Origin of the sequence: Bifidobacterium thermacidophilum subsp. thermacidophilum DSM 15837, assembly GCF_000426425.1 — a bacterium.
GTDB lineage: Bacteria > Actinomycetota > Actinomycetes > Actinomycetales > Bifidobacteriaceae > Bifidobacterium > Bifidobacterium thermacidophilum.
Map to the genome: position 1 here is coordinate 174,111 of NZ_AUFI01000008.1, position 26,626 is coordinate 200,736.

Genomic DNA, 26,626 nt, shown 5'->3' on the forward strand with positions numbered 1-26,626 from the left:
AACGCAGGCAGGACAAGGCCGCAGACTACAGTCGTTGGCGACGCCGCCACAATGCCGACGAGAAGAAAGGCTTCCCATGACCCAAAACGTAAACGAAGATGCAACAATCCAGGATGTGACGCTCTACCAGCGAGATCCGAAGTACATTCCGCGTGTGGCCGCGGTACATGACATGTGCGGATACGGAAAATGCTCGTTGACGACGGCGATCCCGATTCTTTCGGCCGCTGGGTGCGACGTGTGCCCGATACCGACCGCCTTGTTCTCAGCGCATACCAGGTACCGTGTGTTCACCATGCACGACACGACCGATATCCTGAACGACTACTTGGACGCGTGGCGGCAGGAAAACGTCGATCTCGACGGGGTGTACAGTGGTTTTCTGGGCTCGGCAGATCAGGTCGCGATCATCAAGCGGCTGTATCGGGAATACCCGCATGCCTTGCGTCTTGTGGACCCGGTGATGGGCGACGGCGGCGAGATGTATCCGACGTACACGGACCAGCTGTGCCAGGCCATGGGCGATCTGGTCGATGGCGCCGACGTGCTCATGCCGAATCTGACCGAGGCGAGCATCCTGACCGGCCGGGACTATCCGGGGCAGAATCTCGACGATCGTCAGGTCGACGACTTGCTGGAGGCACTGCTTGCTTTGGGAGCCAAGAACATCGTGCTCAAGGGCATCGATCGCGGGGACGGCACGCTGCGCAACTATGTGGTGAGCGCTTCCACCGGCATCGCGGGCAAGCGTGAGTTGATTCACGACAAGCTGCCGTATATGACGCATGGCACCGGGGACGCTTACGCCTCCGCCATGTGTGGGGCGATCATGGCGGGGCGCGGTCTGGCGCAATCCGCGAAAATCGCCGGCGAATTCGTCCGCCATGCGATGATTCATACGGCCGATCAGCCGCATCATGAGGAACGCGGTGTGAGTTTTGAACTTGATTTGAGTGATTTGACCGGACTGGTTCGTGACTGACAAGTGATTTACGGCTGATTACAGGGGCTTAACCGATTCCGTTCAACTTTTGACCACATTGTCCCGTCGCGCTGGCGCCGGACGGTCACGGCATGGTGCAATAGGCCCATGAAAGACTATCAAACACCACAGCCATGTAGTTTTCCGCACGCCCATGAGCAGGCTTCGAGCATGCTCACCCACTGCCGGGCGGTCATGCTCGACCCCTGCACTTCAGCGAAAACGCTGGGTACCGCCGGGGAGCAGTACGCCGCATACTCGCTGATCGGACGCGACTGGCATCTCATCGCCTCCAACTGGCGGACCCGTTATGGGGAAATCGACCTGATTATGCTGGCCGACGACCTCACCCTGGTGTTCGTCGAGGTCAAAACCCGGCGTACGACCCGGTTCGGCGCCCCTGAGGAAGCCGTGCACGCAGCCAAACAGGCGGCGCTGCGCAAGGCGGGACGGCTGTGGCTTTCCCAACGGCGGGAGAACACGCCGTATTACCGAGGCATTCGGTTCGATGTGGTCAGCATCCAGGTTCGCGGCTCGGATGTGGATTTGCGGCATATCCCGGGGGCGTTCTGATGGTGAGGATCGGCAGCGCTTCCTCCATCGGGTTCCTCGGCTTGCGCGCGTTCACCGTACATATGCAGGCGTTCGTATCACAAGGATTGCCGTATTTCTCAATCATCGGGCTTCCCGACACCTCCTTGAGCGAGGCGCGGGAGCGGGTCCGGTCGGCATGCCAGGCTGCGGGATTCTCATGGCCGCAGACCCGGGTGACGGTGAACCTCTCTCCCGCTTCGATGCCCAAACGCGGTTCCGCGCACGATCTGGCGATTGCGGCGAGCGTGCTCGGCGCGGCCGGAAAAATCAGCAGTGAAGTGCTGGAACGGACTGTGGTGCTCGGCGAACTCAATCTCGACGGCAGCGTACTGCCGGTCCCCGGAGTGCTTCCAGCCGTTGTGCACGCGAAATCACAAGGCATGTCACGTGTCATCGTCCCGGCGGCGAATATCGAGGAGGCCGAACTCGTCCCCGACATCGCAGTGACCGGCGTGCGGCATGTCGGCGAGCTCATCGAGTTGTTGGGCGGCCATGCGAAGTACACGCTGTCGCCTTCGCATGGTGACGATCTGCCTGATGGGGAACACATGGACGCGCCCGCGACAGGCGATATGAGCGAAGTCATCGGGCAGGATCACACGAAATGGGCGTTGCAAGTCGCCGCGGCAGGCGGCCATCACGCACTGCTGGTCGGCCCTCCCGGGGCGGGCAAGACAATGCTCGCCTCACGATTGCCCGGCATCATGCGGCCGCTCAGTGACGACGAGCAGCTTGAAGTCGCGTCGGTGCGTTCGCTGTGTGGGACGCTTCCACGATTCGGCATCACCGATGTTCCGCCATATGAGGCGCCACACCATACCGCATCCTCGGCCGCCTTGGTCGGCGGCGGATCAGGTGTCGCCGTCCCCGGGGCAATCACCCGCGCGCATCGCGGCGTCCTGTTCATGGACGAAGCCCCGGAATTCTCCACACGGGCGTTGCAGACGCTTCGTGAACCGTTGGAATCCGGGTGTATTGCCTTGTCCCGGGCCAAAGGCACCGCTTGGTATCCTGCCCGGTTCCAGTTGGTCATGGCCGCCAATCCGTGCCCGTGCGGGTACGCCTATGGCGACGGCGAGCGCTGCACGTGCAGGGAACGCGACCGGATCCGCTATTTTTCAAGGCTGTCCGGCCCGATTCTCGATCGCATCGACATCCAAGTGGAAGTCCCGCCCATCAATGAGATCACGCTCGGCGATCAGGGCGCGAACGGCAAGGACAGTGCGACCATGCGCGCTGAGGTCAGCAAAGCCCGCGATTGCGCCGCGGAACGGTTCCAGGGGTACGGCTGGACATGCAATGCGCAGGCGGACGGCGTATGGCTGCGGGAGCATACGTCACGGCAAGCCGTCGAACTGGTCAACCGCGCCTTGGATTCCGGGCGGTTGAGCCTTCGCGGTGCCGACCGGGCGATGCGTCTGGCGTGGACGCTTGCGGATATGCGCGGCGGGACGTCGCCAGACAGGCAGGATATGGCGCAAGGTATCGCGCTCAGGACCCGCATGCGGTAACGGCTTTCAGCGGCGCAACCCGTCTGATCTGCCTTCTGGTTCCGTCCGCGTGGTTCTGCCAGCTTGGTTCTGCCAGCTTGGTTCTGCCAGCTTGGTTCCGTCACCCGTTTTGCCGCCCACCTGATTGCGCTCACTCGGCGGCGCAGCCCGCCCGATACCGTCCATTCAGCACATCAGACAGCATCCGTTCATCCCGACGCGCTGCATTCCAAGCGGATTACACCGATTGCTCTGAAAGAGAGGCATCCATGTCATCAGTACATCCCTCCTCCAGCACGCCGGCCGCATCGGCCACATCGACCGCGCCGGCCGCGCCGCCATCATCCCCGACCGGGGAACACGACCATGGTTCGGCCCGGCCGAGCGACGACACACTTGCGCGGGCGGCTCTCACCTATTGCACCGACAGCGCTGACGCCTTGATGTTCGCAACGCTCAAAGGCGCGCCCGACGCGTGGAGTGTGCTGTCGGCGATGTATTCGAGCGCCTCATGGATGCCGGAACGCATGCAATGGCAGCGACCGATGGCAGCCAACCGACTGGAAGAATGGTTCGTCACCGGTGCGGCGCGGTGGGGGCTGCGGGCGGATTCCCGCGCGTTGACCACTTTCCGCAAGTCCTTGGAGGGGTGGCAGACCCGTCTGCACGACCTGCTCACCAGTTTGGCAGTCATACACCACGATTTCGGGGTCAAGGAGATGCCTTGGTATGACCGGCATGATAACGGGGAAGGTGACTGTTGCCCGATGCCCCAAACACTGGCCGAAGCGATATGGTCGCATGCGACGGCGGATGGGCGGTACTGGCTGATTGGCCCGGACAACACGCTGTGGCCCGAGCAAGTCGGCGATTTGTGTGTCCGCAAGGATTGGGCGGCGCCGCTGTGCCTGTGGGGTCTGGGACATGCTCCTGCGCTCAAGGCCTGTGACAGGCCGCTGGCCATCGTCGGTTCACGCGGTGTCAACGAATACGGGCGCACCGTCGCATACAGCCTCGGACGTCATGCTGCCGGCGACGGGCATACCGTGGTCTCCGGTGGGGCGATGGGCGCCGACGCCGCCGCCCATTGGGGAGCGATCCGGGCAAGGGAACAGTATGGGGATTCGGCCGGGCCGACCATCGCCGTATTCGCCGGCGGGCTAACCCATATCGGCCCGCGCAGCAACCAGCTGCTGTTCGACGCGATCGTAGCAAATAAGGGTGTCCTCATCAGCGAATCATTCCCCGGCACCGTGCCGCAACCCCACCGGTTCTTGCTGCGCAACCGCATTATCGCCGCGCTCGCGTCGACCGTAGTCGTGGCGCAGGCTCGCCGGCGATCAGGCGCGCTCAACACCGCCACATGGGCGACGGAACTGAACCGTGACATCTACGCCGCCCCTGGGGATATCACCACGCCAAGCAACGGCGGATGCAACCGGCTAATCGCGGACGGCAAAGCGATGCTGCTGTGCAGCTGCGAGACGGTGTCCGACATCTGCCATGCCGCCCACCGGCCTGCCACGAGCGGTGTCGCAGACCTCGCAGACACCGCGCAGGCAGCGGAATCCGCAGAGACACACCTCGCCGAACCGCCAGACATTGAGACTGCCGGCGCGCCGTCACCCGAGGGTCATGGTCTGCGTGAGCGTCTGATCGCCATCATGCGCGCACTGCGTCGCCCGATGCCGCCAGAACGCCTCGTTGCAGCGATAGCCCAAGATGATTCGTCGGCGAGCCCGCCTCAATCCCAGGATGTCCTCGCCGAACTGGGGCTGATGGAACTGGACGGCGTCGTCACCTGCGGGCCGGAGGGATTCAGGCTTGCCACTGGCAGCGGCTGAGATCGACTCGCGGGCCGTCCGCGCCGGCATTGCCTTGTTGACTGGCTTCGGTGAACGCCACGCCTTCGCTTTCAAGGAGCGCGCGCTGCCGGTCTGGTCCGCCGAATGCGAATCCGGGAGCGAGCGAGCCATCCCTGAACACGACCCGATGACAGGGAATCACTCCGGGTTCGGGATTGGAGTGCAACGCATAGCCGACCATGCGCGCATTGCGTGGTCTGCCGGCGAGCGCGGCGATCTGCCCGTATGTGGCGACGCAACCCGCGGGAATCCGTCTGACGATGTCATACACCTGAGTATTAAACGATTGGCCCATACCACCATTATCCGGCCGATACCCGCCGACTCGCCCCGTTGCGCCGAGAGCTGGGCGCTTCGTCCTGCCTTGTGCGAGAATCGAAGGTATGAGTCCGAAACATGTGGAACAGATGTACGATGCCCTGATTGTTGGAGCGGGTGCCGCCGGATTGTCCGCGGCGCTCGGATTGCTGCGTTCGGAACGCATCGCGCGGATGACGCAGGAGGGGCGCGCGCCGAAGATCCTGGTGGTCTCCAAGCTCCAGCCCTTACGTTCGCACACCGGTTCCGCGGAAGGCGGCATCGCAGCGAGCCTCGGCAACGTGTCCGAGGATGATTGGCATTGGCATTATTACGACACAGTCAAAGGCGGCGATTGGCTGGTCGACCAGGATGCGGCGAAGCTGCTCGCACAGGAGGCGCCCGTCACCGTCATCAATCTTGAACGTTCGGGGGTTGCGTTCTCGCGCACCGCCGACGGGCATATCGCGCAACGCAAGTTCGGCGGCCATACCGCACACTTCGGTCAACAGCCGGTGCCGCGCGCAGCCTATGCGGCGGACCGCATCGGCCATCAGATTCTGCATACCCTGTGGCAGCAGTGCATAGCGCAAGGTGTCGAATTCGCCGAGGAATGGTATGTCACCGATCTCGTACTCGACGAGCGCCACGAGCGTGTGGAGGGCGTCGTCGCCTACGACACGCACACCGGCAAGGTGCACGCGCTGCATGCACGCAACGTGCTGCTCGCCACAGGCGGCGCCGGGCGCCTGTTCCATACCACGTCGAACTCGTGGGATCTGACCGGCGACGGCATGGCGCTCACCCTTGAAGCCGGTCTGCAGCTTGAAGACAGCGAATTCGTGCAGTTCCACCCCACCGGGCTCGCCCATACTGGCATCCTCATCTCCGAAGCGGCGCGCGCGGAAGGCGGCGTGCTGCGCAACAGCGACGGCGGAGCGTTCATGCAGCGCTATGCGCCTGGACACGCCGACCTCGCGGCGCGTGACGTGGTGAGTCGCTCCATTATGGCGGAAATCGACGCCGGCCGCGGCGTCGCCGATTCGAAGGACCCGCAGGGCCCGCGCGATTGCGTCTGGCTTGATATGACCGGCATCGACCCGGAGCATATGCACGCCGTGCTCCCCCAAGTCGTGGAAACCATTGAGGATTACGCGGGCATCGATCCGACCAAGGACTATGTGCCGGTCAAGCCGACCGCCCACTACACGATGGGCGGTATCCCCATCACCACTAACGGCGAAGTCTACACTTGGGCGGACGGCGCTCGGCATAAGGTCGCGGGCCTGTATGCCGCGGGTGAATGCTCCTGCGTGAGCGTCCACGGCGCGAACCGTCTCGGCGGCAACTCCCTGCTGGACGCCTGCCTGTTCGGACAGCGCGCGGGTGCCGCCGTGGCAGCGCGAATCGCCGATTCTCACGCCGTTGCGATTCCGGATGATAATGCCGTGTCGGCAGAGGACCCGTCCCAAGACGCCGTCGAAACCACCGCGCAAACGCGCCGAACGGAGCTCGCCGGCCTGCTCAAACCGACCGGACAAGCCGGTGAAAACACAGGAAGCGAAGCGTCATTGCAGCCGCAAATCCTGCAAGACGACAACGCCTACCAGCTACTGGCAGACCTCGGCTCCGCCATGGAACGCGCACTTGCAGTCCGTTGCGATCATGACAGCATCGCCGAGGCCTTACAACTGGTGGACGAGGATTTCGCCGAGCGGGCGCGCGCACTGCATACGCACAGCGACTCAACGGCGTTCAATCGGGAGGTCACCGCCATCTGGGAAGTCCGTCATCTGCTGGAACTCGCCAAGGCGATGCTGCGTGCCACGGACGCGCGGCATGAATCCCGCGGATCACTCAAACGCACCGACTACCCGGACCGCGATGACAAGCAGTACCTCGCCCACTCGATGGTCGCCAACACAGGTACGGTCACTTGGCAGCCCGTGCATATTCTCGACATGCCTCCACAGGCACGCGAATACTAATCGGGCACCGCTCGTGGCACACTATATTCGGTTTTGACAACAGGAGGCTGGCAATGAATGGCAATGACGGGACCCGTGTCCAGGTGACGCTGCGGGTGCATCGGTTCACCCCGCGCCCCGAACGCGATCGCCCTCGCTCCGGCAGCCCGTTCGCGAAACAGGGATCTCCCTTCGGCTCGGGGACGGCACGCAGGCGTCCTCGCGGCAAACAGTGGACCCAGGACTATCTGCTCTCGGTACTGCCGGACACCACAATCCTGGATTGCCTGCTTGATATCAAACGCACGCAGGATCCAAGCCTCGCGTTCCGCTATTCCTGCGGACACGGCATGTGCGGTTCGGACGCCGTCGCCATCAACGGCACCCCGACGCTGCTGTGCACGGCGAAAGTCAAGGATTGGGCGGTTGCCCAAACCTCGCAGAACACCACCGACGCCGAGGGTTTCCGCAAGACGACGGGAACGGATGCCGACCCCGCCGACAACGCCGCGGACGTCTCAGGTACTTCAGGTGTCTCAGGAGCCTATGACGGCTCCCCTCTTGTCATTGAATTGTCGGCACTGCCGGGATTCCCTGTGCAGCGTGACTTGATCGCCGACATCGACCCGATGCTCGAGCAAATCAAGCGCCTGAAACCGTATCTGCAGGCGGACGGCAAGCTCGCCACCACGAGGGACGGCAAAATCGACGTGTTCGAATACCTGCAACGGCCGGAACAACTCGCCGCGTATGAAACGCTGAGCAACTGCATCGCGTGCGGCGTATGCGAAGGCAGCTGTCCGGTGTTCGCCGGCGGCGAAGCGTTCATCGGACCAGCCGCCCTGATTACGGCTTCACGGTTCATCAATGATTCGCGCGATACCGCGGCCGACGCGCGTATGGACGCAATCGACACCGCGGATGGCATCGCGGCATGCCAGTCGGTACGCGCCTGCTCACGTCATTGCCCGCGCGGTATTGATGTCGGCGAGGAAATCTGGCAGCTCATCGCCAAAGTCAAGGAACACTGAGCGTCCGGGAACGCCGGGGCACGGCACATTCCGCAATCCGCATCCGGCGACGGCACACCCCCATGCCGTCACCGGCACCATCCATCTCATGGGGACGAATGTCATGGAACACACACCACAGTCACCACTCACCGCTATCTGGACCAACGTTGAAGACCATGCTCTTGAGCGTCAATCCCCCGGTCTCGCGAGAGCCAGGGCCGATGCGACCGAAGCTGGCATTCCCCAAGGGTCGGCGGCGCAAGCGGAGCTGCTGCGAGCGCTCGAGCATATGGTGGGCGCAACATCCGTGATTGTGGTCGGCACCGGCGCGGTGGTGGAAACCTACCAGCTGCTTGACGGATTGGACGGGCACGGCCAGCTGACCGCCGTTGACTCGTCGGCGCAGGGCATCGCCATGATTCGCAGCCTGCTGCGCGAACTGGCTGACAGTACGCAGGCATCCTTGCGGGCGGTCAGTGCCCCCGCCAAGGTGTTCCTGCCGCGGCTGAATGCCGCTGATTACCATCTCATCGTCGTGGCCGGCGATGTGGACAACTATCGTGCGACCTATGAGCAGGCTCCTCGTCTGTTGAACAAGGGAGGGATTATCGCGTTCACGGATATCCTCGCGCTCGCCGGGCAGACGGCTGACGGCGTGAGCATGGATGACGCGCCTGACACGAGGAAAGCCGACGCCATGCGACAGCTTCTCGCTGATGTCGAGGAGGACGAACGGTTCAGCAGCACGCTCACCCCCAGCGGCACAGGCCTGCTGCTTGCCCTCAAACGCTGAAGACGCACCGCCTAGAAGCTGCCGTGATCTGTAATTCACACTGAACACCCCGCGCTGGACGCCGACAGGCAGAGTTGATCGGACTGGCTGGTTGCTGCTGGTTGCTGTCGTCGGCGGCCAGTTTCAGAAAACGACAGCAGACAACCGGACCGACGCGCTTTGACACTCCGCGCCTCTGTACTCCTACGACTTTCGCAGGAGTACAGATTACCCTGTTGAAAGGTCTTACGGGCTTCTTCCTTGGCGTTATTCGCTTACCGTCTCGTCCGCCCGCTCGGCGCCGAGCGCGATATGCACGGCCTCGTCAGGGTCATCGGTGAACCGCACCAGATGCGGGTCGAGCGGCGAAATCATCCGTCGCGCCTCGACCGTGGTCGTGACCCAATCGAATAATCCGCGCCAATACGCCGTATCGAACAGGACAATCGGGATGGATTTGACCTTGTGCGTCTGTACGAGGGTGAGCAGTTCGAACATCTCATCCAAGGTGCCGAATCCGCCGGGGCAGACGATGACTCCGGACGAGTATTTCATGAACATGGTTTTACGCACGAAGAAGTAGCGGAAGCTCATGCCGAGGTTCACCCATTCGTTGAGCCCCTGCTCGTGTGGCAGTTCGATGCCGAGCCCCACCGATTTGCCGTTCATTTCGCTGGCGCCGCGGTTCGCGGCTTCCATGATGCCCGGTCCTCCCCCAGTAATCACCGCATACCCGGCCTTCGCGATGCCTCGGCCCATCGCGCGTGCCACCTGGTAAGCGGGATTGTCTTGCGGCGTGCGGGCGGATCCGAACACGCTGATTGCCGGGCCGAGTTCGGCGAGCGCTCCGAATCCGTCGACGAACTCGGCTTGAATGCGCAACACACGCCACGGATCCATATGCAACCAGTCGGTCGGCTGGTTGTCACGCAACAGATTCGCGGTCGTGCTCTCCTCGGGAATCATACGGCCGCGAAGCATGACAGGGCCGGACATATACGTCACCTGCTCGTCTCCGGCCTCATGGGCTGGCTCTTGCACAGGCTGCCCATGTACGAGCTCATGTGCGGACTTGTGCCCAGTGCTGGATTGAGTGTTGCGCCCGTGACCTTCGTCGCGTCCAGTCTCTGCCCCGGATTCAATCCCATCATCCGGCTCATGTCCGGTTTGCTGATGCCCGATTTGCTGGAATGGTGATGCCTGCGATGGTTCCTTCCACATGTCTGTCATGACTGCTCCTCAGTGTCCTGCGCGCGCGGGTGGCTCTGCCGGTACGCGCGTATCCGCTCTTCAGGGAACACCCTGCTGCTGACAATCTCCGTGCCGTCAGGCAGCAGACCCGGCTCCTCCACGGCAATTGCCGGCGTATGGGCGCCAACAGCCTCAGCGCTTGATTGTGCAAGACGCTCGTAACGCTTCGATTGCCGGCTGAGCAGCACGCCTGACACCGCCGCGGCGAGCAGCGAAGCCAGCAGCACGCCAAATCGCGCTTCTGCGGACAGCTCGGCATCGGTGTAGGCGAGCGTGGCAATCAGGAACGACACAGTGAAGCCGATGCCGCATGCGCAGGCCGCAGGGAACAGGTCGCGAACTTTGAGCTCCTTCGGCATGCTCAGCCCGCCGAATCGCGTCGAAAGCCAAGCGGTAAGCATGATGCCAAGCGGTTTGCCGACCACGAGGGCGACCACGATGCCGACGACAATCGGGGAAATAAACAGCAGCAGTGACAGCGATCCGATATGCACGCCTGTGGCGAACAGGGCGAACACCGGCAATGCGAGCAATGCGGAGAACGGCTGCAGTTTGTCATGATAGCGTTCGGCGCGCGGCGTGGCCTCGCCGTACATCTCTCGCGAGGGGGTCAGCAGGCCGACTAGTACACCCGCGAGCGTGGGATGAACGCCAGCTTCGAACATCATGACCCATGCGAGGATTCCGACAGCACCGACCGCCAGCCACGGCACACGTTTGCGGCGGACCAGCACGTACCAGATGGCGGCGCACACGGCGATGCCGACGAACCAATACCAGGCGTTGAGCGAGGAGAAGAACACGGCGATCAGAATGATGGCGAGCAGATCGTCAACCGTCGCAAGTGTCATCAGGAACGCCCTGATCGAGCCGGGCAATGCCTTGGCGAACAAGGCGAGAACCGTCAGGGAGAACGCGATATCGGTTGCGGTCGGAACCGCCCAACCGTGGGAGGCGGTACCGAAAGGTACGACCGCGCCGGTTGCGATGGTCATGCTGCCGGGCGCCGGAGGGGCGAATTGCGAATACAAGCCAATCACCGCAACGAACAGGATGGGCGGAACCAGCATGCCTCCCACCGCGCACAGCATCGGGACGGCGGCGGCTTTGGGATTCGCGAGCGAACCAGTGGTCAGCTCCTGTTTCAAATCAAGCCCCACCATGAGGAAGAAGACGGTCAGCAGGCCGTCCTGCGCCCAGTGGCTGATTGGCAGCATGAGATTAGTTCCCGGAATGCCGATGGTGTATTCGGCCACCGTTTCGAAGCCGCGCATCGTCCACGGCAGATTCGCCAACAGGAAGCCAAGCAGGGCGAATCCGAGCATAATCAAGCCGGATATCCGGTCCGAGGCGGCAATGCGCCTGATAGCCGTCCATACTCCCCTGTTGCGCTGTGTCATATCACTCCCGTCGTACCATGATGCCTGTGACATGCGGAACACATATGCATCCATTGTAAAAAACGGTATATGAACTGTTCCGCCCGGAGCTGACACGCCATGCCGTGTCGGATACGCAGGCGCATTAGGAGAATCGGCGTATAGGAAAACGTGGTGCCGATGATGTGACTGGGCGGGCCGCATGCCCGGACATGCACAATCTGACAGATGCCTCCGAATCCCAGCGTCTTCCGTGGCGTTTCCCCCATTTGCGCGTACCTGGACATACACAGTCTGTAGAACGCAGCCCCGCGCCGCCGTTTCGGCCAATCTTTCTACAAACTGTCAACGCAAACGGCACTTCCAGCGTAGACAGTTTGTGAGAGGAACCGGTTTCTGGAGTATTGGGGTTATTGGCCGGGTACACCCGAACCCGATGACACCACCACGACACGCCGGAATAAAACACACATTTTGTCATTTAACCCCCCGACACTGCCTGTTTGGCCTATAACCCTCGGCCGATACCCCCACAACACAAAAGCCCTCGGACGAATCCAAGGGCTTGTTTGTGCGCCAGACAGGATTCGAACCTGCAACCTGCTGATCCGTAGTCAGCTGCTCTAATCCATTGGGCTACTGGCACATGTGCTTTCTTCTCACTGATTTCTCAGCTCGTTTCCGGCAACTCCATTAATATACAACAGGGTTGCCAGAATGCCAACTTTCGGCGTGTCGCCTTATAACAGTAGGGCTTTCGTCCGCTCAAGCACGACGTGAGCCAGATTGTTGCTCACGATGTTCTGGACGAATAATCGCGATATCAGCCGTCGGCGCGGCACCCTCATCGCTCAAAGCTCCGGTATCGTCCGAACTACGGGAGCCACCCGCACCACCGGAACCGCCAGCGCCACCGGCATCACCGACACCAGCCACACCACCGGCCACCTGATCGTCCAGTGCAACACAAGCGTCCTCAGGGCTCTCCCCATCCGCAAGCAACACCGGTTTACCAGTCCCCGCAATCGCATCGGCATCCACCACAACCCGGGCAACACCCTGCATCTGCGGCAAGTCATACATCGTACCCTCAAGCGCATGCTCGATGATTGAACGCAGCCCCCTGGCCCCTGTCCCCTGCCTGATGGCGGTTTCTGCAATCGCCTCAATCGCCTGAGGCGTGAAATCGAGCCGCACCCCGTCCACCAGGAACAGCTTCTGATACTGCTTGACCAACGCATTCGCCGGATCGGTGAGAATCCGCTCAAGATCCTTGCAGTCCAAGGCGTGCAGGGTCGTCACCACCGGCAGTCTGCCGATAAACTCAGGCAACAGCCCGAAGGCCTCCAAATCGTCTGCATTCACCTGCGCCAGCAATTCATCCTGTGTAGGCTCATGGTCGTGCCATGACGCGCCGAAACCGCTCTCATGCGCGCCTACACGCTGCGCAACAATATCAGTCAGTCCGACGAACGCACCGCCGCAAATGAACAGGATATCCCGCGTGTCGATCTGGACGCTTTCCTGCTCGCGATGCTTCCGCGTACCCTCCAACGGCACGGTCGCAACCGTCCCCTCGAGGATTTTCAACAGCGCCTGCTGGACGCCCTCCCCGCTCACATCACGGGTGATGGACGTGTTCTCTCCGCTTTTACGCGCGATCTTGTCGATTTCGTCGATATAAACAATGCCGTGCCGCGCGTGTTCCAGATCTCCATCGGCCTTCTGGATAAGCCGCTGCAACACAGTTTCGACATCATCGCCGACATACCCCGCCTCGGTGAGCGTGGTCGCGTCCGCGATGACGAACGGCACATGCATGACATCGGCCAATGTCTGTGCCAAATAGGTTTTACCGACACCAGTAGGACCGAGCATCAGGATGTTTGATTTCGCGACGCGAACATCAGCGAACGGATCTGGAGCGACGTGCCCCTCTCCCGCGTTGCGCAGGAGTTCCAATTGCCGACGTTCCGTTCCGGCAGCGGCCTCCTGAAGCTCCATGTTGACGCGCTTGTAATGGTTGTAGACCGCCACCGACAGCGTGCGTTTCGCCTCCTTCTGACCAATGACATGCGCGTCGAGATAATGCATGATTTGCGCGGGTTTTGGCACGTCCAGCGCATTGTGCTCGGCGTCACGACGTTCCTCATCGCCGATCATCTCAACACACAACGCGATGCATTCGTCGCAGATGGCTACCCCGGGGCCAGCGACCAGTTTGCGGACCTGACGTTCGGTTTTTCCGCAGAACGTGCACTGCCGAATATCGTCCTGATAGCTGATGACCCGGCTCATGAAACCTCCTTTGGTGCGGCCGAAGCGACACATACGGCACGGCGTACCCCAGTATACGAGAATGCCCCCGACGCATTGCCGCCGGGGGTATCGTCCGTCACACTACTTGCGTGGAGAAAGCACAGCATCGACCATGCCGTAGTCCTTGGCCTCTTCGGCCGTCAGGAAGGTGTCCACCTCGATGTCCTTGCGGATCTTCTCGACATCCTGGCCGGTGTGCTTGGCGAGCGTGTTCTCCAGCCATTCACGCATGCGAAGCATCTCTTTGGCTTGGATCTCAATCTCCGTGGCCTTACCGAATCCTTGGTCGATGGACGGCTGATGGATGAGCACGCGCGCGTTCGGCAGAATCATGCGCTTGCCCTTGGTGCCAGCCGCCAGCAGAATTGCCGCCGCGGACGCCGCCTGCCCCAGGCACACTGTCTGCACGTCGGGCTTGATGTACTGCATGGTGTCGTAAATCGCGGTCATCGCAGTCATGGAACCACCCGGGGAATTGATGTACATCATCACATCGCGGTTCGGGTCCTGGCTTTCAAGCACCAGCAGCTGGGCCATGATGTCGTCCGCGGACGTATCATCCACCTGCACACCCATGAAAATGATACGATCCTCGAACAGCTTGGTGTACGGGTCCTGCGTCTTCATGCCGTACGGGGTTCGCTCACCAAACTGCGGCAGTACATACCGGTTCTGCGGCTGATACCCGCCGAAGCCCTGCGGGCCTGCGAGACGCTGCGCGCGCTGAACGAATCGTGCCTCTTCACTTGCCATACGTCACTCCCCCTTCACTGCGTCAGAGTTCATCGTGCCCGGCGTAGTCACGATTTTGTCGACGAAACCGTAGTCCAGCGCCTCCTGGGCGGTGAACCAATGGTCGTACTCGTTATCGCGGTAGATTTCCTCGACTGTGTGACCGGTCTGCTTCGCGGTCAGTTCCGAAAGCGTCTTCTTCATATCCATGATGAGTTCGGCGTTGATGCGCACATCCGTCGTCGTGCCGCCGATACCACCGGACGGCTGGTGCATGAGCACACGGGCGTGGGAGGTGATGAAGCGCTTGCCCGGCGTACCGGAGCTCAGCAGGAACTGGCCCATGGACGCCGCCATGCCAACAGCCACGGTGGCGACATCGGGCTCAATGAGCTGCATGGTGTCGTAAATCGCCATACCGGCAGTGATGGAGCCGCCCGGCGAATTGATATACAGCCAGATGTCCTTCTTCGGATCTTCGGCCGCGAGCATGAGCATCTGGGCGCAGATGATATTCGCGTTGTCGTCCTTCACTTCCGAGCCCAACCAGATGATGCGCTCTTTGAGCAGCCGGTTAAAAATCGGGTCGGTTGGTCCTGCGGGCGCGTCATCTTCGGCCATGACGGGCAGGATTGCACTGGAATTGCTCAACCTTGTCTCCTTCGGTAAATCGTATGTCCTCAGCCTACCGCTTCGAATCGACGCCGGCCGAGGATTGCGCGGTCAGCGCATGGCATCGCCCGGGTACGCAGATGCGGCGGTCCGGATTGTCCGGGCCGCCGCATCATTCACAGCAACAAGGCCACACGCTGGCGCGCATGCTTCAAGCGGTGCCTCGCTCTCGACGGTGCCTCACGCACGCGTGCGTGTTGTCACTCAGCGTCCTTATCGTTGGAGAGTTCGTCCGCCACTGCGGCAGCTGCGGAAGCCGCCTCGACGCTTTCCTCTTCCTCGTTCTCCGGGGTGTCGCCGAGGAACTCGCTCAGGTCGAGCGGCTGGCCGTCAGAGGTGAAGGACACGGCGCGCATACCGGCGAGCATGCCCTTGGAACGGCCGACTTCCTGGACAGCGGAGCCGAGCTGGCCGTTGCGCACAATCGCGTTGATGAAGGCGCTCGGATCCATACCGTACTGCTGGGCGATGGAAGCGAGGAAGTTCGTGACGTCCATCTGGGAGACCTTCACGTCAAGCTTCTCGGCGAGGGTGTCAAGCACAATCTGGTCGCGAAGTTCCTTCTCGACTTCCTTCTCGGCTTCGTCCTTCTGCTCCTTGGTGGCCTTTTCGGCGTCCACACCGTTGTTCTTGAGCTGCTGCTCGAGCAGTTCGGCCTTCACGCCCTTCGGCACCGGGATGTCGAGACCGTCCTGCAGCTTGGCGAGGAACGCGTCGCGAGCCTCGGTGGCCTGACGGCCCTTGGCGTCCTGCTCGGCGGCCTTGCGCACGTCGGCCTTGAGCTCGTCGAGCGTGTCGTACTCGGAGGCTTCCTGAGCGAAATCGTCGTCCAGCTCAGGCAATTCCTCAGCCTTCACGGAGTTGACCTTCACCTTGATCTGAGCCTTCTCACCCTCATGCTCGCCGGCTTCCAGCGTGCCTTCGAAGGTGGTCTCCTCACCGGCGGACAGGCCTTCGAGAGCCTCGTCCAGACCGTCCAGCATGGTGCCGGAACCGAGCTCGTAGCTCACGCCCTCCTGGGAATCCACGGACTTGCCGTCGATCTGGGCGTCGAGGTCGATATTCGCGTAGTCGCCCTTCGCAGCCGGACGATCAACGCTGACCAGCGTAGCGAAACGCTGACGCAGGGAATCGAGACGCTTGGTGATGTCTTCGTCAGTGACGGCGGCAGCCGGCACGTCGATGGTCATGCCGTCGAGCTCAGGAAGCTCAATGTCCGGGCGGCGCTCCACGGTCGCGGTGAACTTGAGCTTGGTGTCGTCCTTAGCGGAAGCCGGGACGTCCTGCACGTCAAACTCCGGCTGGGCCATCGGGCGGATCTTCTTCTCTTCGAGGGCCTTGGAGTACAGCTCCGGCACGCCCTGGTTGACGGCTTCGCCGGCGACGGCACCGAAACCGACGCGGGTGTCGATGACCTTGCCGGGCACGTGGCCCTTGCGGAAGCCGGGGACGTTGATCTGCTTGCCGATTTCCTTGCGGGCTTCGTTGAGATACGGGTCGAACTCTTCCGGATCGACGGTGATGGTGAGCTTCACCTTGGTCGGCTCGAGGTTCCTAACGCTGATTTTCACGCTTGCGCTCCTGATTGACGAGTATGCATTCTTCTGCCGTATAAGGCAACCGTTACATGATAACGCGACTTACGGACGCTGCAAGCAGCCGCACCTGCCAGTCGCGCGCGCCCTGCTCAGTGAAGAAGCAGGCCACGTCACGGCGTTCGGGATGGTCCGTCCAGCACAGGTTGCGCACGATCTGCGGTTTGATGATGACATCGGCCGGGGTGTGGGTGTCTTCAGCAATCTGCTGAATCACACGTCTGACCTGCTGCAGCGTGTCATAGCGGCCGGGATGGTGGATCTGCCAGTATTTCATGGAACGCGGGGCGTTGGTCTGCGCGTCATGCTGGGGCTGCGGCATGGTTGGCCACTGGCTGGCGGGCAAATCGAGCGCCTGCTGGATTGTGGTCTTCCACAACGAGGGCTTGATGGACCGCTGGATTGGCGCGTACCGTTCAAACATCTTGTCCTGCTCGCTGCCGGTATGGATACGCACCCGTTCATTGAGCGAACGAATGGCCCGGAATTCACGGTTGTTGTGCGGTTTCTTACGGGCTGCCTCGATGATGGCCGAATCGGGCAGTAAAAGCGCCGGCTCGATGTCATACTGACGGGCGAGCCGGTCGCGCTGTTCCCAAAGCGCCTTGGCGACCGCCTGGCCAAGCCGGTCATGGCTCAGAACGTTGATATGCGAGATCCGAAGCCACGACACCGGGTGGGGTCTACGCGGCTGAAGTCCTTCGCGCAGGGCGTAGGCGAATTCCTCCCGCGCCCACTCATCCTTACCTTGGCGCACGAGGTCACGGGACATATGGTCCATCAGCTCGGCGAGCAGCTCGACATCGAGCGCGGCATAGTTGCGCCAATCGCGCGGCAGCGGACGATATGACCAATCCGCGGCGGAGTGTTCCTTCGCGAGCGTCATGCCCAGGTAGTATTCCGTCACCGCGGACAGACCGAATCGGTGCAATCCCAGCAATCTCGCGGCGATTTCCGTATCGAACAGCCGCTGGGGGCGCATGCCGATGTCATAAAATCCGGGCAGATCCTGCATAGAATCATGGAGAATCCATGTCGCATCCCCGACGGCGTCATTGAATTGCGACCAATCCGCCCCCTGCTCGGCCAATGCCACCGGGTCGAGCAAACCAATTCCCGCGCCTTCGCGTTTGAACTGAACCAGCCAGTCCTCGTGGCCGTACCGGTATCCCGAAGCGCGTTCGGCATCGGCAGCCAACGGGCCGGAACCTGCAGACAGCAACTCACAGTAGCGCTTAAAGCCATCCAAAGTGTCGATGATGTCGGGCACGCCCGCTCTTGGTTCGGCCAACAGATGTGGTTCACCATGGAACCGTGGGTCGCCGCTGGCCGTCACCGCCCGTGATGGGCCGCCCACTCCGGTGGTATCCGTCGGTCGAACACTCACTGCGTCTGCACTCCTTGTCGTCGTATGTTCCGGTGCAGCGGGCCGCCACCCGCGCGCCGATACGACATAGTACCGTCACCGTTGACCGTAGGATGCAGCATAGGTGCCGCACGCGGGATCAACACCGGCAACGACATTGAATCAACGAATCAACGTTGAGCCATCGGCGCCCGGCACAGCCCTTCCATCAGCAGTCTCGACCACATGGAGATCTGGAAGCCCGCATCGACCGTGTCGAGCGCAGTACCCGGTCTGGCAGGCGGGGTCCACGACACACGGAATTCGAATCGTGACGGCACTTCGCTGTCCGCCGTGCCGAAGGACGTGTCATGACTGACTGTGACCGCGCCGGCGATGGAATCTGCGTCCGTACCGGCATCGATCAGTCGGCCTTTGACCGTCTCCCAACACCGTGTGGTGTGATGCTCTGCAAAACCGCCGTCCCACTGGTTGATCGGCATGCGGCAGAATCCCACGCAACGCCAGTGCGAGTCCCATCCGCGCGGAGGATTGTCGAAATACAGCAAGGTGATCCAGCCCCATGCCGTGTCCTCGGCAAAACGATGCAATCCCAATCCATAGGAGAAACCGCCTATATCGTGCGAACTACAATCACCACCGGCATAGGGAAAAGAATCCGAAGCAACGTGCCGAGCGGCGGTCGAAGGCTGTGAATCCCCACGACTGCCAGCGGGTTCTGAGGCATCGGCAACGCAGACGATGCCCACGCCAATCCCGTAATCCGCGATGGAGTGCGGCACCGGCACCTCATGCCAATGGATGCCGGGAATCTGCGGCGTGCCATAGGCCGACAACACCGCTTCCCACACCTGGTCGGGTATTCCGTCGGGGCGTTTCAGCGGGCGACGGGTATTTGACCATCCAAAGCCGCCTGAAGAACCGCGGCCGGAAAATCCACCCGGGAATGAGAAAATCTGTGCCATGGCTACAGGTTAGGGCGTTTCATGCGATTGCGGTAAACGACACCCCGTACCGAACGAGGTCACGAAACAACGCATGCACGGAACGACGCAGTTACGGAACAACGCAGTCACAAGCAACAACAAAGTCACGCACAGCAACGACGTCAGCTCAACACGGGGTCGCGCATACCAACGACACCCGGCACGCATCAACGGTGTCAGTACACCTTGAAGCCGTGATCTTCGAATTGCTTAGCGACACGGGCGCGAAGCTTCGCGTCCGGTCCCTTGGCATCCTCAAGCGGGTACGGAATGCGCAATTCGTGCCATTTCGGGCGTCCTAGCTGGTGGAACGGCAGCACATCGATATGTTCAACGGCATCGCCGAAAGTCTCACAAATGCGCGCCACATTCTCCACGTTCTGCGGGTCGTCGGTAAGGCCGGGAACGAGCACAAATCGCACCCAGATCTTCTTGCCCGCCACGGCGAGCCGCTGCCCGAATTCGATGGTCGGGGCGAGCACTCCCCCAGTCACCCGGTGGTAGGTCTCCTCGTCACCGGATTTGACGTCTAGCAGGCACAGGTCGATATCCTCAATCATTTCGTCGGTGTAGTTGCGGTTGAGGAAGCCCGAAGTATCAAGGCAGGTGTGCACGCCCATCTCCTTGGCTGCGCGGAACACGCGCGACACGAAGGCCGGCTGCATCATGGATTCGCCGCCTGAGAAGGTGATTCCGCCGCCGGTGGACTTGAACAGGTCCTGATAGCGGTCGATCTTCTTGATCATCGCCTCCAGATATACCGGCTGGCCGTCACGCATCTTCCAGGTGTCAGGGTTCTGGCAGTACTGGCAGCGCAGCGGGCATCCACTCATGAATACGGTCATCCGTGTGCCCGGACCGTCAACGGACGTGTTGATATCCCACGAATGTACGAAACCGATATCGCCCGTATGAAGCGCCTCGATACGGTCTCGACGATCCAAGCCGATCGGTGACTCGAAGCCAGACAATCCGCCCATCAGGGTCTGACTCGCATACTGCTTGGACGTCTTGAGCATATGTGGCGTGGTCGTATGAAATCCCTGGGAACCGGTGGCCGTGGACTCTGTCCGCGATTGCGATTGCGTATCTGTCGATGACATCATTGTCCTCCTTGTCATGACCCGTGCCGCATATGGCACCGGGAAACGGCTGGGGGCGGAACCTTTCGGCCCCGCCCCCAGTCATGCGGCTCGTGTGGTCATGCCACACACGCCTGCTTCAGCCGCCCGAGGAGCGGCAGGGTCAGTCGACGACAGCGCCCTGATGGAAGGTGCGCGAAATCACGTCGAGCTGCTGCTCACGGGTGAGCTTGACGAAGTTCACCGCGTAGCCGGAGACACGCACGGTCAGGTGCGGGTACTTCTCAGGATGCTCGACGGCGTCCTCAAGCTGCTCCTTGCGCAGGACGTTGATGTTCGCGTGGTACAGGCCATGGCCGTTGCCCGCGTCGAGGATGCCGACGAGGTTGTTGATGCGCTCGTCCTCATCGCGGCCCAGGCCTTCAGGCGTGATGGTGTTGGTCAGCGAAATACCGTCAAGCGCGTCGTTGTAGTCGATCTTGCCGACCGAGAACATCGACGGAAGCATGCCGTGGGAATCCATGCCGTTCTCCGGGTTCGCGCCCGGGGCGTACGGGGTGCCCTTCTTGTGGCCGGACGGGAAGGAACCGGTGTTCTTGCCGTACTCCACGTTGGAGGTGATCGTCAGAATCGACTGGGTCGGGACCGCACCGCGGTAGACCGGCAGGCGCTTGACCTGGCCCATGACCGTGGAAACGACCCACTTGGCGAGGTCGTCAGCGCGATCGTCATCGTTGCCGTAGATCGGGAACTCGCCTTCGGTGCGGTAGCCGACCACCAGGTCGTCATCGGCACCTTCGACATATTCCTTCTCGTGGCCCGGGGTGTCCTTCGCGTCCTTGTTGTAGACCGGGTACACCTTGGCATACTTGAGCGCGGACAGCGAGTCGGCGGCAATGGACAGGCCGGACATGCCGCAGCCGAGGGTGCGGTACACCTCCTTGTCGTGCAGCGCCATCTCGATGGCCTCGTACGCGTACTTGTCATGCATGTAATGGATGATGTTCAGCGCTTCGACGTAGGTCTCGGACAGCCATTCGAGGGCCTTCTCGTAGTTGGTCTTGACCTTCTCGAAGTCGAGCGTGCCGTCGGCCTCGGGCTTGATCGGGTCGATGACGCCCTTCTCGATGACCTGCATACCGGTCATCTCGTCGCGGCCGCCGTTAATCGCGTACAGCAGGGCCTTCGCGGAGTTGACGCGAGCAGCGAAGAACTGCATCTGCTTGCCGACGCGCATCGGGGACACGCAGCAGGCGATGGCCGCGTCGTCGCCCCAATGGGAGCGAATCTCCTTGTCGGACTCATACTGGATGGCCGAGGTGTCGATGGAGATGCGGGCGCAGAAGCGCTTGTAGGCTTCAGGCAGCTTCGGATCCCAGAAAATCGTGATGTTCGGTTCGGGGCCAGGTCCAAGATGCTCCAGCGTCAGCGTGTTAAGCAGGCGGAAGGAGGTCTTGGTGACCATGCAGCGGCCGTCGTCGCCGAAACCGGCGTCGGACCAAGTGGCCCAGTACGGATCGCCGGAGAAGATCTGGTCGTAGGCCTTGGTACGCAGGAAGCGCACGATGCGCAGCTTCATGACAATCTGGTCGATGAGCTCTTGGGCGCCCTGCTCGTCGAGCTTGCCGGACTTCAGGTCGCGCTCGATGTAGATGTCGAAGAACGCGGAGTTGCGGCCGAAGCTCATGGCGGCGCCATCCTGGCTCTTGACGGCGGCGAGATAGCCCATGTACGTCCACTGGACGGCTTCCTGCGCGGTCTGCGCCGGGCGGGACAGGTCGAGGCCGTACTCGTTGCCGAGGTTGATGAGCTTCTTCAGTGCCTTGATCTGGTCGTCATGCTCTTCGCGGAAGCGAATCCAGTGCTCGATCTCCGGCTCGGTGAAATCGTTGCGGTACGGCACGGAATCCTTGTCGCGCTGCTTGAGCTTGATCAGCGTGTTCACACCGTACAGGGCCACACGGCGGTAGTCGCCGATGATGCGGCCACGGCCGTAGGCATCCGGCAGACCAGTGAGGATCTTGTTGTGGCGGGCAATCTTGATGTTCTTCGTATACACGCCGAACACGCCATCATTGTGGGTCTTGCGGTACTTGGTGAAAATCTTCTTGACTTCCGGATCCGGGTCCTTGCCGGCCTCGAGAATGGCCTGCTCGACCATGCGCCAACCGCCGTTCGGCATCATCGCGCGCTTGCAGGGCTCATCGGTCTGCAGGCCGACCACCACGTTATCGACTTCCGGGCTCTCGATGTAGCCGGCCCGGAATGCGTCGATATCGGCCGGGGTGTGGGTGTCCACGTCGTAGACACGCTGGCGGCGCTCGACGGCGAGATAGTTGTCGTCGAGGTACTTCCACATGTGCTTCGTCTTGTCGGTGGCATCAGCGAGGAAGGACTCATCGCCCTCGTACGGGGTGTAGTTCTTCTGGATGAAGTCGCGAACATCGATGTTCTGCTGCCAATGTCCGCCGTTGAAGCCATCCCATGCCTTGGCTTCAAGTTCCTCTTGGGAGAGCGCGGTCTGGTCAACTGCTGTCATATCCACTCCTTGGTGTCAGTCGCCGCAACGCACCGTTACGCTGCGTTCGGCTCCTATTCTAGTGCTATGGCCATGACGTCGTGCCGCGCTGGGACGTGACTTATATCACAATCGCGCGGAGGGCGGTGAACGGCGGGATTGACTATGCGTCACGTTGCGTAGCGCAATGTGTGCGGACCGGGACCGCGGTAATTGATGCGTCACGTATCGCGTCTTGGATGTTGTGTACGGGTCATGCTACTCGTGCCTTGCTCATCAGGAATCTCAATATCTCTTCCCCGGACCCCGATCTGGAGAGTTGTTGAGGAAAAAGTCTCAACATCTCACTTCCGGGGGGCGGATTTCGAGAGAAATTGAGATTGTACGACACCGAGTCACTGAAGCCCGACCCTGATAAAGCTTGGAATTTCAACGATTCTGAGCTGATGGCCAGATGAGGGAGACGTCGCGAAATCTGAAAAAAACTCGGAATGATGCTTTCAAAGAGAGATTTCACGACGTTGCTCTGTCATTCCAACGATGTTGGCTGCATCCGATACCAGCCCGCCCTGTTTCCGCCGACGCCTGCCAACCACTCGGCGCCGGCGGTGAAGTACAGATGCCGCTACTTGCCCCAGCGTTTCCACTGGCGGTCCTGCTCGTTCCACGTGGCGTTGCGTTCCTTGACGATCTTCCACGCGTCGAGCGCGTCCTGCCTGGTCCGGTACGGCCCCATACGTTGCGAATCAGGCGAAATCATACCGTATTCCGGTTGCCCGGTGACCATATTGAAATACCATTGCTTGTCAGCCATAGACATCCTCCCGATACGAATACCTTACTCGCGGAACGCGCTCGTCACTGGCAGGCGGCGGTCGCGCCCGAAGGCGAGCGCGGTGACTTTCGGGCCGAGCGGGTACTGGCGGCGTTTCCATTCGGCGCGATCGACGAGACGCATCACCGTATCGACGGTCTTCTCATCGAAGCCATCGGCCAGCAGATCAGCGCGGCCGTGGGCGTGTTCGATGTATGCGGCGAGCACTTGGTCGAGCAACGCGTATTCAGGCAGGGAGTCGGAATCCTTCTGTCCCGGGCGAAGTTCAGCACTCGGAGCCTTGGTGATTGAATTCACCGGGATAATGATGTCGTTCGGGACGGGCTTGCCGTGCTCCCCCGCTTCGTTCCCTACGATATGCAGCCCACCGATGCCCATGCCGTGCGCGCAAGCCTCGTTGCGCCACCGGGCGAGTTCCCATACACGGGTCTTGAGCAGGTCCTTGATGGGCGCGTACCCGCCGACGGCGTCGCCGTAGATGGTCGAATATCCGCAGGCGAGTTCGGATTTGTTGCCTGTGGCGAGCGCGAGCACACCCTTCGAGTTGGAATACGCCATGACGATGACACCGCGGATGCGCGCCTGGAGGTTTTCGGCGGCCACACCCTCGAGATGCAGCTGGTTTTGGTAGGCGACGAACAGCGGCTCGATCGGCTGGATGTCATAGTGGGCGCCGATGTTGGCCGCAAGGTCAGCCGCGTCGTCCTTCGAACCGTCAGAGGAGTACATGCTGGGCATGGAGATGCCCCAGACATTGGCCCCTCCGCAGGCGTCCGCGGCCATGGCCGCTACGAGCGCGGAATCGATGCCGCCGGACAGGCCCAGGCACACGCCGCTGAAATGGTTCTTGCGCATGTAGTCCTTGAGCCCGAGCACGCAGGCGGTGTAGACCTCCTCGTCCTTGTCTGGCGCCGGGGCGATGACCCCGGTCGTCTGACGCTCGGCGTCGGTGTCGAAGTCGAACAGGCCCAGATCTTCCACGAACATAGGCGAGCGTTGCAGCAGCGTGCCGTCGGCGTCCACGGTGAAGCTGCCGCCGTCGAAGACGAGATCGTCCTGACCGCCAACCTGGTTGACGTACACCACGGGGGCGGAGACCTCCTGGGCGCGGCGGACGGCCAGGTCGAAGCGCGTATGGGTTTTGCCTTCCTCGTAGGGCGAACCGTTCATGGTGACGAGCACGTCGATGCCGCGTCCGGCGAGTTCGGCGACCGGGCCGCCGTCCTGCCAGATATCTTCGCAGATGGCGAATCCGAGCCTGACGCCGTCGACTTCGACAACGGTCGAATGATCACCGGGCGAGAAGATGCGGAACTCGTCGAACACCCCATAATTGGGCAGGAAATGCTTGTCGTAGCCAGCCCAGACGACGCCGTCATGCAGCACGACCAGCCGGTTGCGCGGCTTGTCGGAGGCGTGGTCGGTGCCGACCGTGCCAACGACGACATACAAGTCGCCCAGCCCGTCGGCTTCAAGTTCGGTGGCAAGCCAGTTCGCCTTATCCCACGCGGCTTTGCGGAAGGTTCGCCTGAGCGCCAAATCCTCAATCGGGTATCCGGTCAGGGTCATCTCCGGGAACACGACCACCTGCGCATGTTGTCGAGCCGCGCGGTGCGCGTACTCCAGCGTCTTCTCGGCGTTGCCTTCAAGGTCGCCGACGCAGGTGTCGATCTGAGCGAGTGCTATGCGAATCTGTGCCATACCCCCAGCATAATGAGAGCATGGCACAACAAGATGTCCCGCTTGTCACGACCTGACTTCGTCAAGCACGCGCAACGCGGCGTTGATATAGAATTCGGCGCCCGTCTTGACAGCCGCATCCTTGGCGATGAACTTGGGGTTGTGCAGGCCGTGGTGCCCCGGGCCGCCGTTGGAACCGACGAATGCGAAGACCACCGGGCACACCTTGCTGAACTCGACGAAGTCCTCCCCCGCCATGGACGGGTGAATCGGCTGCAAATCGGCGTAATCCGGCACGTCGGCGGCGACAACCTTCGCAAGGTCAGGGTCGGAGACCAGCGGGTCTTGGAAATCGTCCCAGCGGAAGTCCGCACTGATGCCGTACGCGGCGGCCGTGTGCTCCACGATCGCGCGCATGCGGCGTTCGGCGAGCTGCGAGTCTTCCTTGTAGAAGTAACGGACGGTGCCGAGGAATCCAGCTTCGGCGGGCACGACATTCCACACGTCGCCGCCGTGGACTTCCGTGACGGAAACGACCAGCGGGTGGAACGGCGTCGCATTGCGGCTGACGATGGTCTGCAGGGACAGGATCGTCGAGGCCATCGCCTCCAACGGGCCGGTGCCCAGATGCGGGTAGCCGGCGTGCGTGCCTTCAGCGTGCAGATCGACGTAGAATTTCACGCATCCGGCCATCATCGGTTCGATGCCGACGGCCAGCTGGCCGGGCGTATAGTCCGGGTTGTTGTGTGTGCCAACCATCGCGTCGAGATCGTCCACCATTCCGGAATCGACGACGGATTTCGCGCCGCGCCCGGTCTCCTCCGCCGGCTGGAACACGATTTTCAGGCTGCCGTTGATCCGGTCGCGGTGGGAGGCGAACCATTCGACCGCCCCGAGCAGGCTGGTCATGTGGATGTCGTGCCCGCAGGCGTGCATAACGCCCGGATTGTGCGAGGCGAAGTCCAGGCCGCTTTCCTCGGTGACCGGCAGTCCGTCGATATCGGCGCGCAGGCCGACGCGCGGACCGTCGTGCTCGCCCTGAATCAGGCCGATGACACCGGTTTCCAGCGGGCTGTCGAGCACTTCAACACCGAGTGAACGCAGCTTGTCCGCGAGGAACGCGGTGGTGTTCACCTCCTTGAAGCTCAATTCCGGTGTTTCATGCAGATGGCGTCTGGTGGCGACCAGATCATCAGTGAGCTCGATGTGTTCTGCCATATAATCCTCCCCT

General features: G+C 61.6%; 21 protein-coding genes and 1 tRNA gene. 7 read left to right on the forward strand and 15 right to left on the reverse strand.

Features of this window, described 5'->3' with window-relative positions; genetic code table 11:
• Nucleotides 1-106: 106 nt before the first annotated feature.
• The 4 genes from K315_RS0104875 (at nt 107) to K315_RS0104890 (ending at nt 4,910) form a co-directional block, all read left to right on the forward strand.
• The gene (locus K315_RS0104875) at nt 107-982 is read left to right on the forward strand and encodes a bifunctional hydroxymethylpyrimidine kinase/phosphomethylpyrimidine kinase (protein WP_029576440.1); all 876 of its coding nucleotides are present in this window, start codon (nt 107-109) and stop codon (nt 980-982) included.
• 108 nt (nt 983-1,090) lie between these two features.
• On the forward strand, nt 1,091-1,555 hold the full coding sequence (locus K315_RS0104880; protein WP_033520449.1) for a YraN family protein: 465 nt from the start codon (nt 1,091-1,093) through the stop codon (nt 1,553-1,555).
• 2 nt (nt 1,556-1,557) lie between these two features.
• Nucleotides 1,558-3,087, forward strand: a complete 1,530-nt coding sequence (locus tag K315_RS0104885; protein ID WP_029576442.1) for a YifB family Mg chelatase-like AAA ATPase — start codon at nt 1,558-1,560, stop codon at nt 3,085-3,087.
• Nucleotides 3,088-3,335: 248 nt separating this feature from the next.
• Nucleotides 3,336-4,910, forward strand: coding sequence for a DNA-processing protein DprA (locus K315_RS0104890; RefSeq protein ID WP_029576443.1), 1,575 nt, complete (start codon nt 3,336-3,338; stop codon nt 4,908-4,910).
• Here the strand turns inward: K315_RS0104890 and K315_RS0104895 are convergent.
• On the reverse strand, nt 4,885-5,226 hold the full coding sequence (locus K315_RS0104895) for an MGMT family protein (protein ID WP_029576444.1): 342 nt from the start codon (nt 5,224-5,226) through the stop codon (nt 4,885-4,887). The genes K315_RS0104890 and K315_RS0104895 overlap by 26 nt on opposite strands.
• A gap of 88 nt (nt 5,227-5,314) precedes the next feature.
• Here K315_RS0104895 and K315_RS0104900 point away from each other — a divergent pair, with 88 nt between their 5' ends.
• The 3 genes from K315_RS0104900 (at nt 5,315) to K315_RS0104910 (ending at nt 9,001) form a co-directional block, all read left to right on the forward strand.
• On the forward strand, nt 5,315-7,216 hold the full coding sequence (locus K315_RS0104900) for an FAD-binding protein (RefSeq protein ID WP_029576445.1): 1,902 nt from the start codon (nt 5,315-5,317) through the stop codon (nt 7,214-7,216).
• A gap of 53 nt (nt 7,217-7,269) precedes the next feature.
• Nucleotides 7,270-8,226, forward strand: coding sequence for a succinate dehydrogenase/fumarate reductase iron-sulfur subunit (locus K315_RS0104905; protein WP_029576446.1), 957 nt, complete (start codon nt 7,270-7,272; stop codon nt 8,224-8,226).
• A 103-nt stretch (nt 8,227-8,329) separates the two neighbouring features.
• Complete coding sequence (locus K315_RS0104910; RefSeq protein ID WP_029576447.1) at nt 8,330-9,001, forward strand: O-methyltransferase; 672 nt, start codon at nt 8,330-8,332, stop codon at nt 8,999-9,001.
• Between the two features lie 246 nt (nt 9,002-9,247).
• Here the strand turns inward: K315_RS0104910 and K315_RS0104915 are convergent, their stop codons facing one another.
• From K315_RS0104915 to K315_RS0104980, 14 genes are all read right to left on the reverse strand, one after another.
• Nucleotides 9,248-9,976, reverse strand: a complete 729-nt coding sequence (locus K315_RS0104915; protein ID WP_238556446.1) for an LOG family protein — start codon at nt 9,974-9,976, stop codon at nt 9,248-9,250.
• A 230-nt stretch (nt 9,977-10,206) separates the two neighbouring features.
• Nucleotides 10,207-11,631: a Na+/H+ antiporter NhaA gene (locus K315_RS0104920; protein WP_029576449.1), complete on the reverse strand. Its 1,425-nt coding sequence runs from the start codon at nt 11,629-11,631 to the stop codon at nt 10,207-10,209.
• 551 nt (nt 11,632-12,182) lie between these two features.
• Nucleotides 12,183-12,256, reverse strand: a tRNA-Arg gene (locus K315_RS0104925).
• Nucleotides 12,257-12,375: 119 nt separating this feature from the next.
• Nucleotides 12,376-13,908: an ATP-dependent Clp protease ATP-binding subunit ClpX gene (gene clpX, locus K315_RS0104930; RefSeq protein ID WP_029576450.1), complete on the reverse strand. Its 1,533-nt coding sequence runs from the start codon at nt 13,906-13,908 to the stop codon at nt 12,376-12,378.
• A 102-nt stretch (nt 13,909-14,010) separates the two neighbouring features.
• On the reverse strand, nt 14,011-14,682 hold the full coding sequence (locus K315_RS0104935; RefSeq protein WP_029576451.1) for an ATP-dependent Clp protease proteolytic subunit: 672 nt from the start codon (nt 14,680-14,682) through the stop codon (nt 14,011-14,013).
• A 3-nt stretch (nt 14,683-14,685) separates the two neighbouring features.
• Nucleotides 14,686-15,312, reverse strand: a complete 627-nt coding sequence (locus K315_RS0104940) for an ATP-dependent Clp protease proteolytic subunit (RefSeq protein WP_029576452.1) — start codon at nt 15,310-15,312, stop codon at nt 14,686-14,688.
• Between the two features lie 221 nt (nt 15,313-15,533).
• Nucleotides 15,534-16,904 carry a trigger factor gene (gene tig, locus K315_RS0104945; protein ID WP_029576453.1) on the reverse strand — a complete coding sequence of 457 codons (1,371 nt, stop codon included), beginning with the start codon at nt 16,902-16,904 and terminating at the stop codon, nt 15,534-15,536.
• Between the two features lie 52 nt (nt 16,905-16,956).
• On the reverse strand, nt 16,957-18,264 hold the full coding sequence (locus K315_RS0104950) for an HRDC domain-containing protein (protein ID WP_033520502.1): 1,308 nt from the start codon (nt 18,262-18,264) through the stop codon (nt 16,957-16,959).
• A 200-nt stretch (nt 18,265-18,464) separates the two neighbouring features.
• Nucleotides 18,465-19,259, reverse strand: coding sequence for a DUF3000 family protein (locus K315_RS0104955; protein WP_152571402.1), 795 nt, complete (start codon nt 19,257-19,259; stop codon nt 18,465-18,467).
• 197 nt (nt 19,260-19,456) lie between these two features.
• A complete protein-coding gene (pflA, locus tag K315_RS0104960; RefSeq protein ID WP_044091192.1) occupies nt 19,457-20,299 on the reverse strand; it encodes a pyruvate formate-lyase-activating protein in 843 nt (280 codons plus the stop codon).
• A 226-nt stretch (nt 20,300-20,525) separates the two neighbouring features.
• The gene (gene pflB, locus K315_RS0104965) at nt 20,526-22,901 is read right to left on the reverse strand and encodes a formate C-acetyltransferase (RefSeq protein WP_029576457.1); all 2,376 of its coding nucleotides are present in this window, start codon (nt 22,899-22,901) and stop codon (nt 20,526-20,528) included.
• Nucleotides 22,902-23,505: 604 nt separating this feature from the next.
• Nucleotides 23,506-23,694 (reverse strand): hypothetical protein, encoded by a 189-nt coding sequence (locus tag K315_RS0104970; RefSeq protein ID WP_015450292.1) that lies wholly within the window; start codon nt 23,692-23,694, stop codon nt 23,506-23,508.
• A gap of 24 nt (nt 23,695-23,718) precedes the next feature.
• Entirely contained in the window at nt 23,719-25,416 is a 1,698-nt protein-coding gene (locus tag K315_RS0104975) for an NAD+ synthase (protein WP_029576458.1), read from the reverse strand.
• A 45-nt stretch (nt 25,417-25,461) separates the two neighbouring features.
• The gene (locus tag K315_RS0104980) at nt 25,462-26,613 is read right to left on the reverse strand and encodes a M20 metallopeptidase family protein (RefSeq protein ID WP_029576459.1); all 1,152 of its coding nucleotides are present in this window, start codon (nt 26,611-26,613) and stop codon (nt 25,462-25,464) included.
• Nucleotides 26,614-26,626: the final 13 nt, after the last annotated feature.

What these genes read in the sequence shown, in the direction of transcription:
- K315_RS0104910 (WP_029576447.1), top strand. Translation starts at nt 8,330, where the DNA reads ATGGAACACACACCACAGTCACCACTCACCGCTATCTGGACCAACGTT.
- K315_RS0104890 (WP_029576443.1), top strand. Translation starts at nt 3,336, where the DNA reads ATGTCATCAGTACATCCCTCCTCCAGCACGCCGGCCGCATCGGCCACA.
- K315_RS0104895 (WP_029576444.1), bottom strand. Translation starts at nt 5,226, where the DNA reads ATGGGCCAATCGTTTAATACTCAGGTGTATGACATCGTCAGACGGATT.
- K315_RS0104900 (WP_029576445.1), top strand. Translation starts at nt 5,315, where the DNA reads ATGAGTCCGAAACATGTGGAACAGATGTACGATGCCCTGATTGTTGGA.
- K315_RS0104980 (WP_029576459.1), bottom strand. Translation starts at nt 26,613, where the DNA reads ATGGCAGAACACATCGAGCTCACTGATGATCTGGTCGCCACCAGACGC.
- K315_RS0104905 (WP_029576446.1), top strand. Translation starts at nt 7,270, where the DNA reads ATGAATGGCAATGACGGGACCCGTGTCCAGGTGACGCTGCGGGTGCAT.
- clpX (WP_029576450.1), bottom strand. Translation starts at nt 13,908, where the DNA reads ATGAGCCGGGTCATCAGCTATCAGGACGATATTCGGCAGTGCACGTTC.
- pflB (WP_029576457.1), bottom strand. Translation starts at nt 22,901, where the DNA reads ATGACAGCAGTTGACCAGACCGCGCTCTCCCAAGAGGAACTTGAAGCC.
- K315_RS0104935 (WP_029576451.1), bottom strand. Translation starts at nt 14,682, where the DNA reads ATGGCAAGTGAAGAGGCACGATTCGTTCAGCGCGCGCAGCGTCTCGCA.
- pflA (WP_044091192.1), bottom strand. Translation starts at nt 20,299, where the DNA reads ATGCTCAAGACGTCCAAGCAGTATGCGAGTCAGACCCTGATGGGCGGA.
- K315_RS0104955 (WP_152571402.1), bottom strand. Translation starts at nt 19,259, where the DNA reads ATGGCACAGATTTTCTCATTCCCGGGTGGATTTTCCGGCCGCGGTTCT.
- K315_RS0104975 (WP_029576458.1), bottom strand. Translation starts at nt 25,416, where the DNA reads ATGGCACAGATTCGCATAGCACTCGCTCAGATCGACACCTGCGTCGGC.
- K315_RS0104880 (WP_033520449.1), top strand. Translation starts at nt 1,091, where the DNA reads ATGAAAGACTATCAAACACCACAGCCATGTAGTTTTCCGCACGCCCAT.
- K315_RS0104920 (WP_029576449.1), bottom strand. Translation starts at nt 11,631, where the DNA reads ATGACACAGCGCAACAGGGGAGTATGGACGGCTATCAGGCGCATTGCC.
- K315_RS0104915 (WP_238556446.1), bottom strand. Translation starts at nt 9,976, where the DNA reads ATGTCCGGCCCTGTCATGCTTCGCGGCCGTATGATTCCCGAGGAGAGC.
- K315_RS0104970 (WP_015450292.1), bottom strand. Translation starts at nt 23,694, where the DNA reads ATGGCTGACAAGCAATGGTATTTCAATATGGTCACCGGGCAACCGGAA.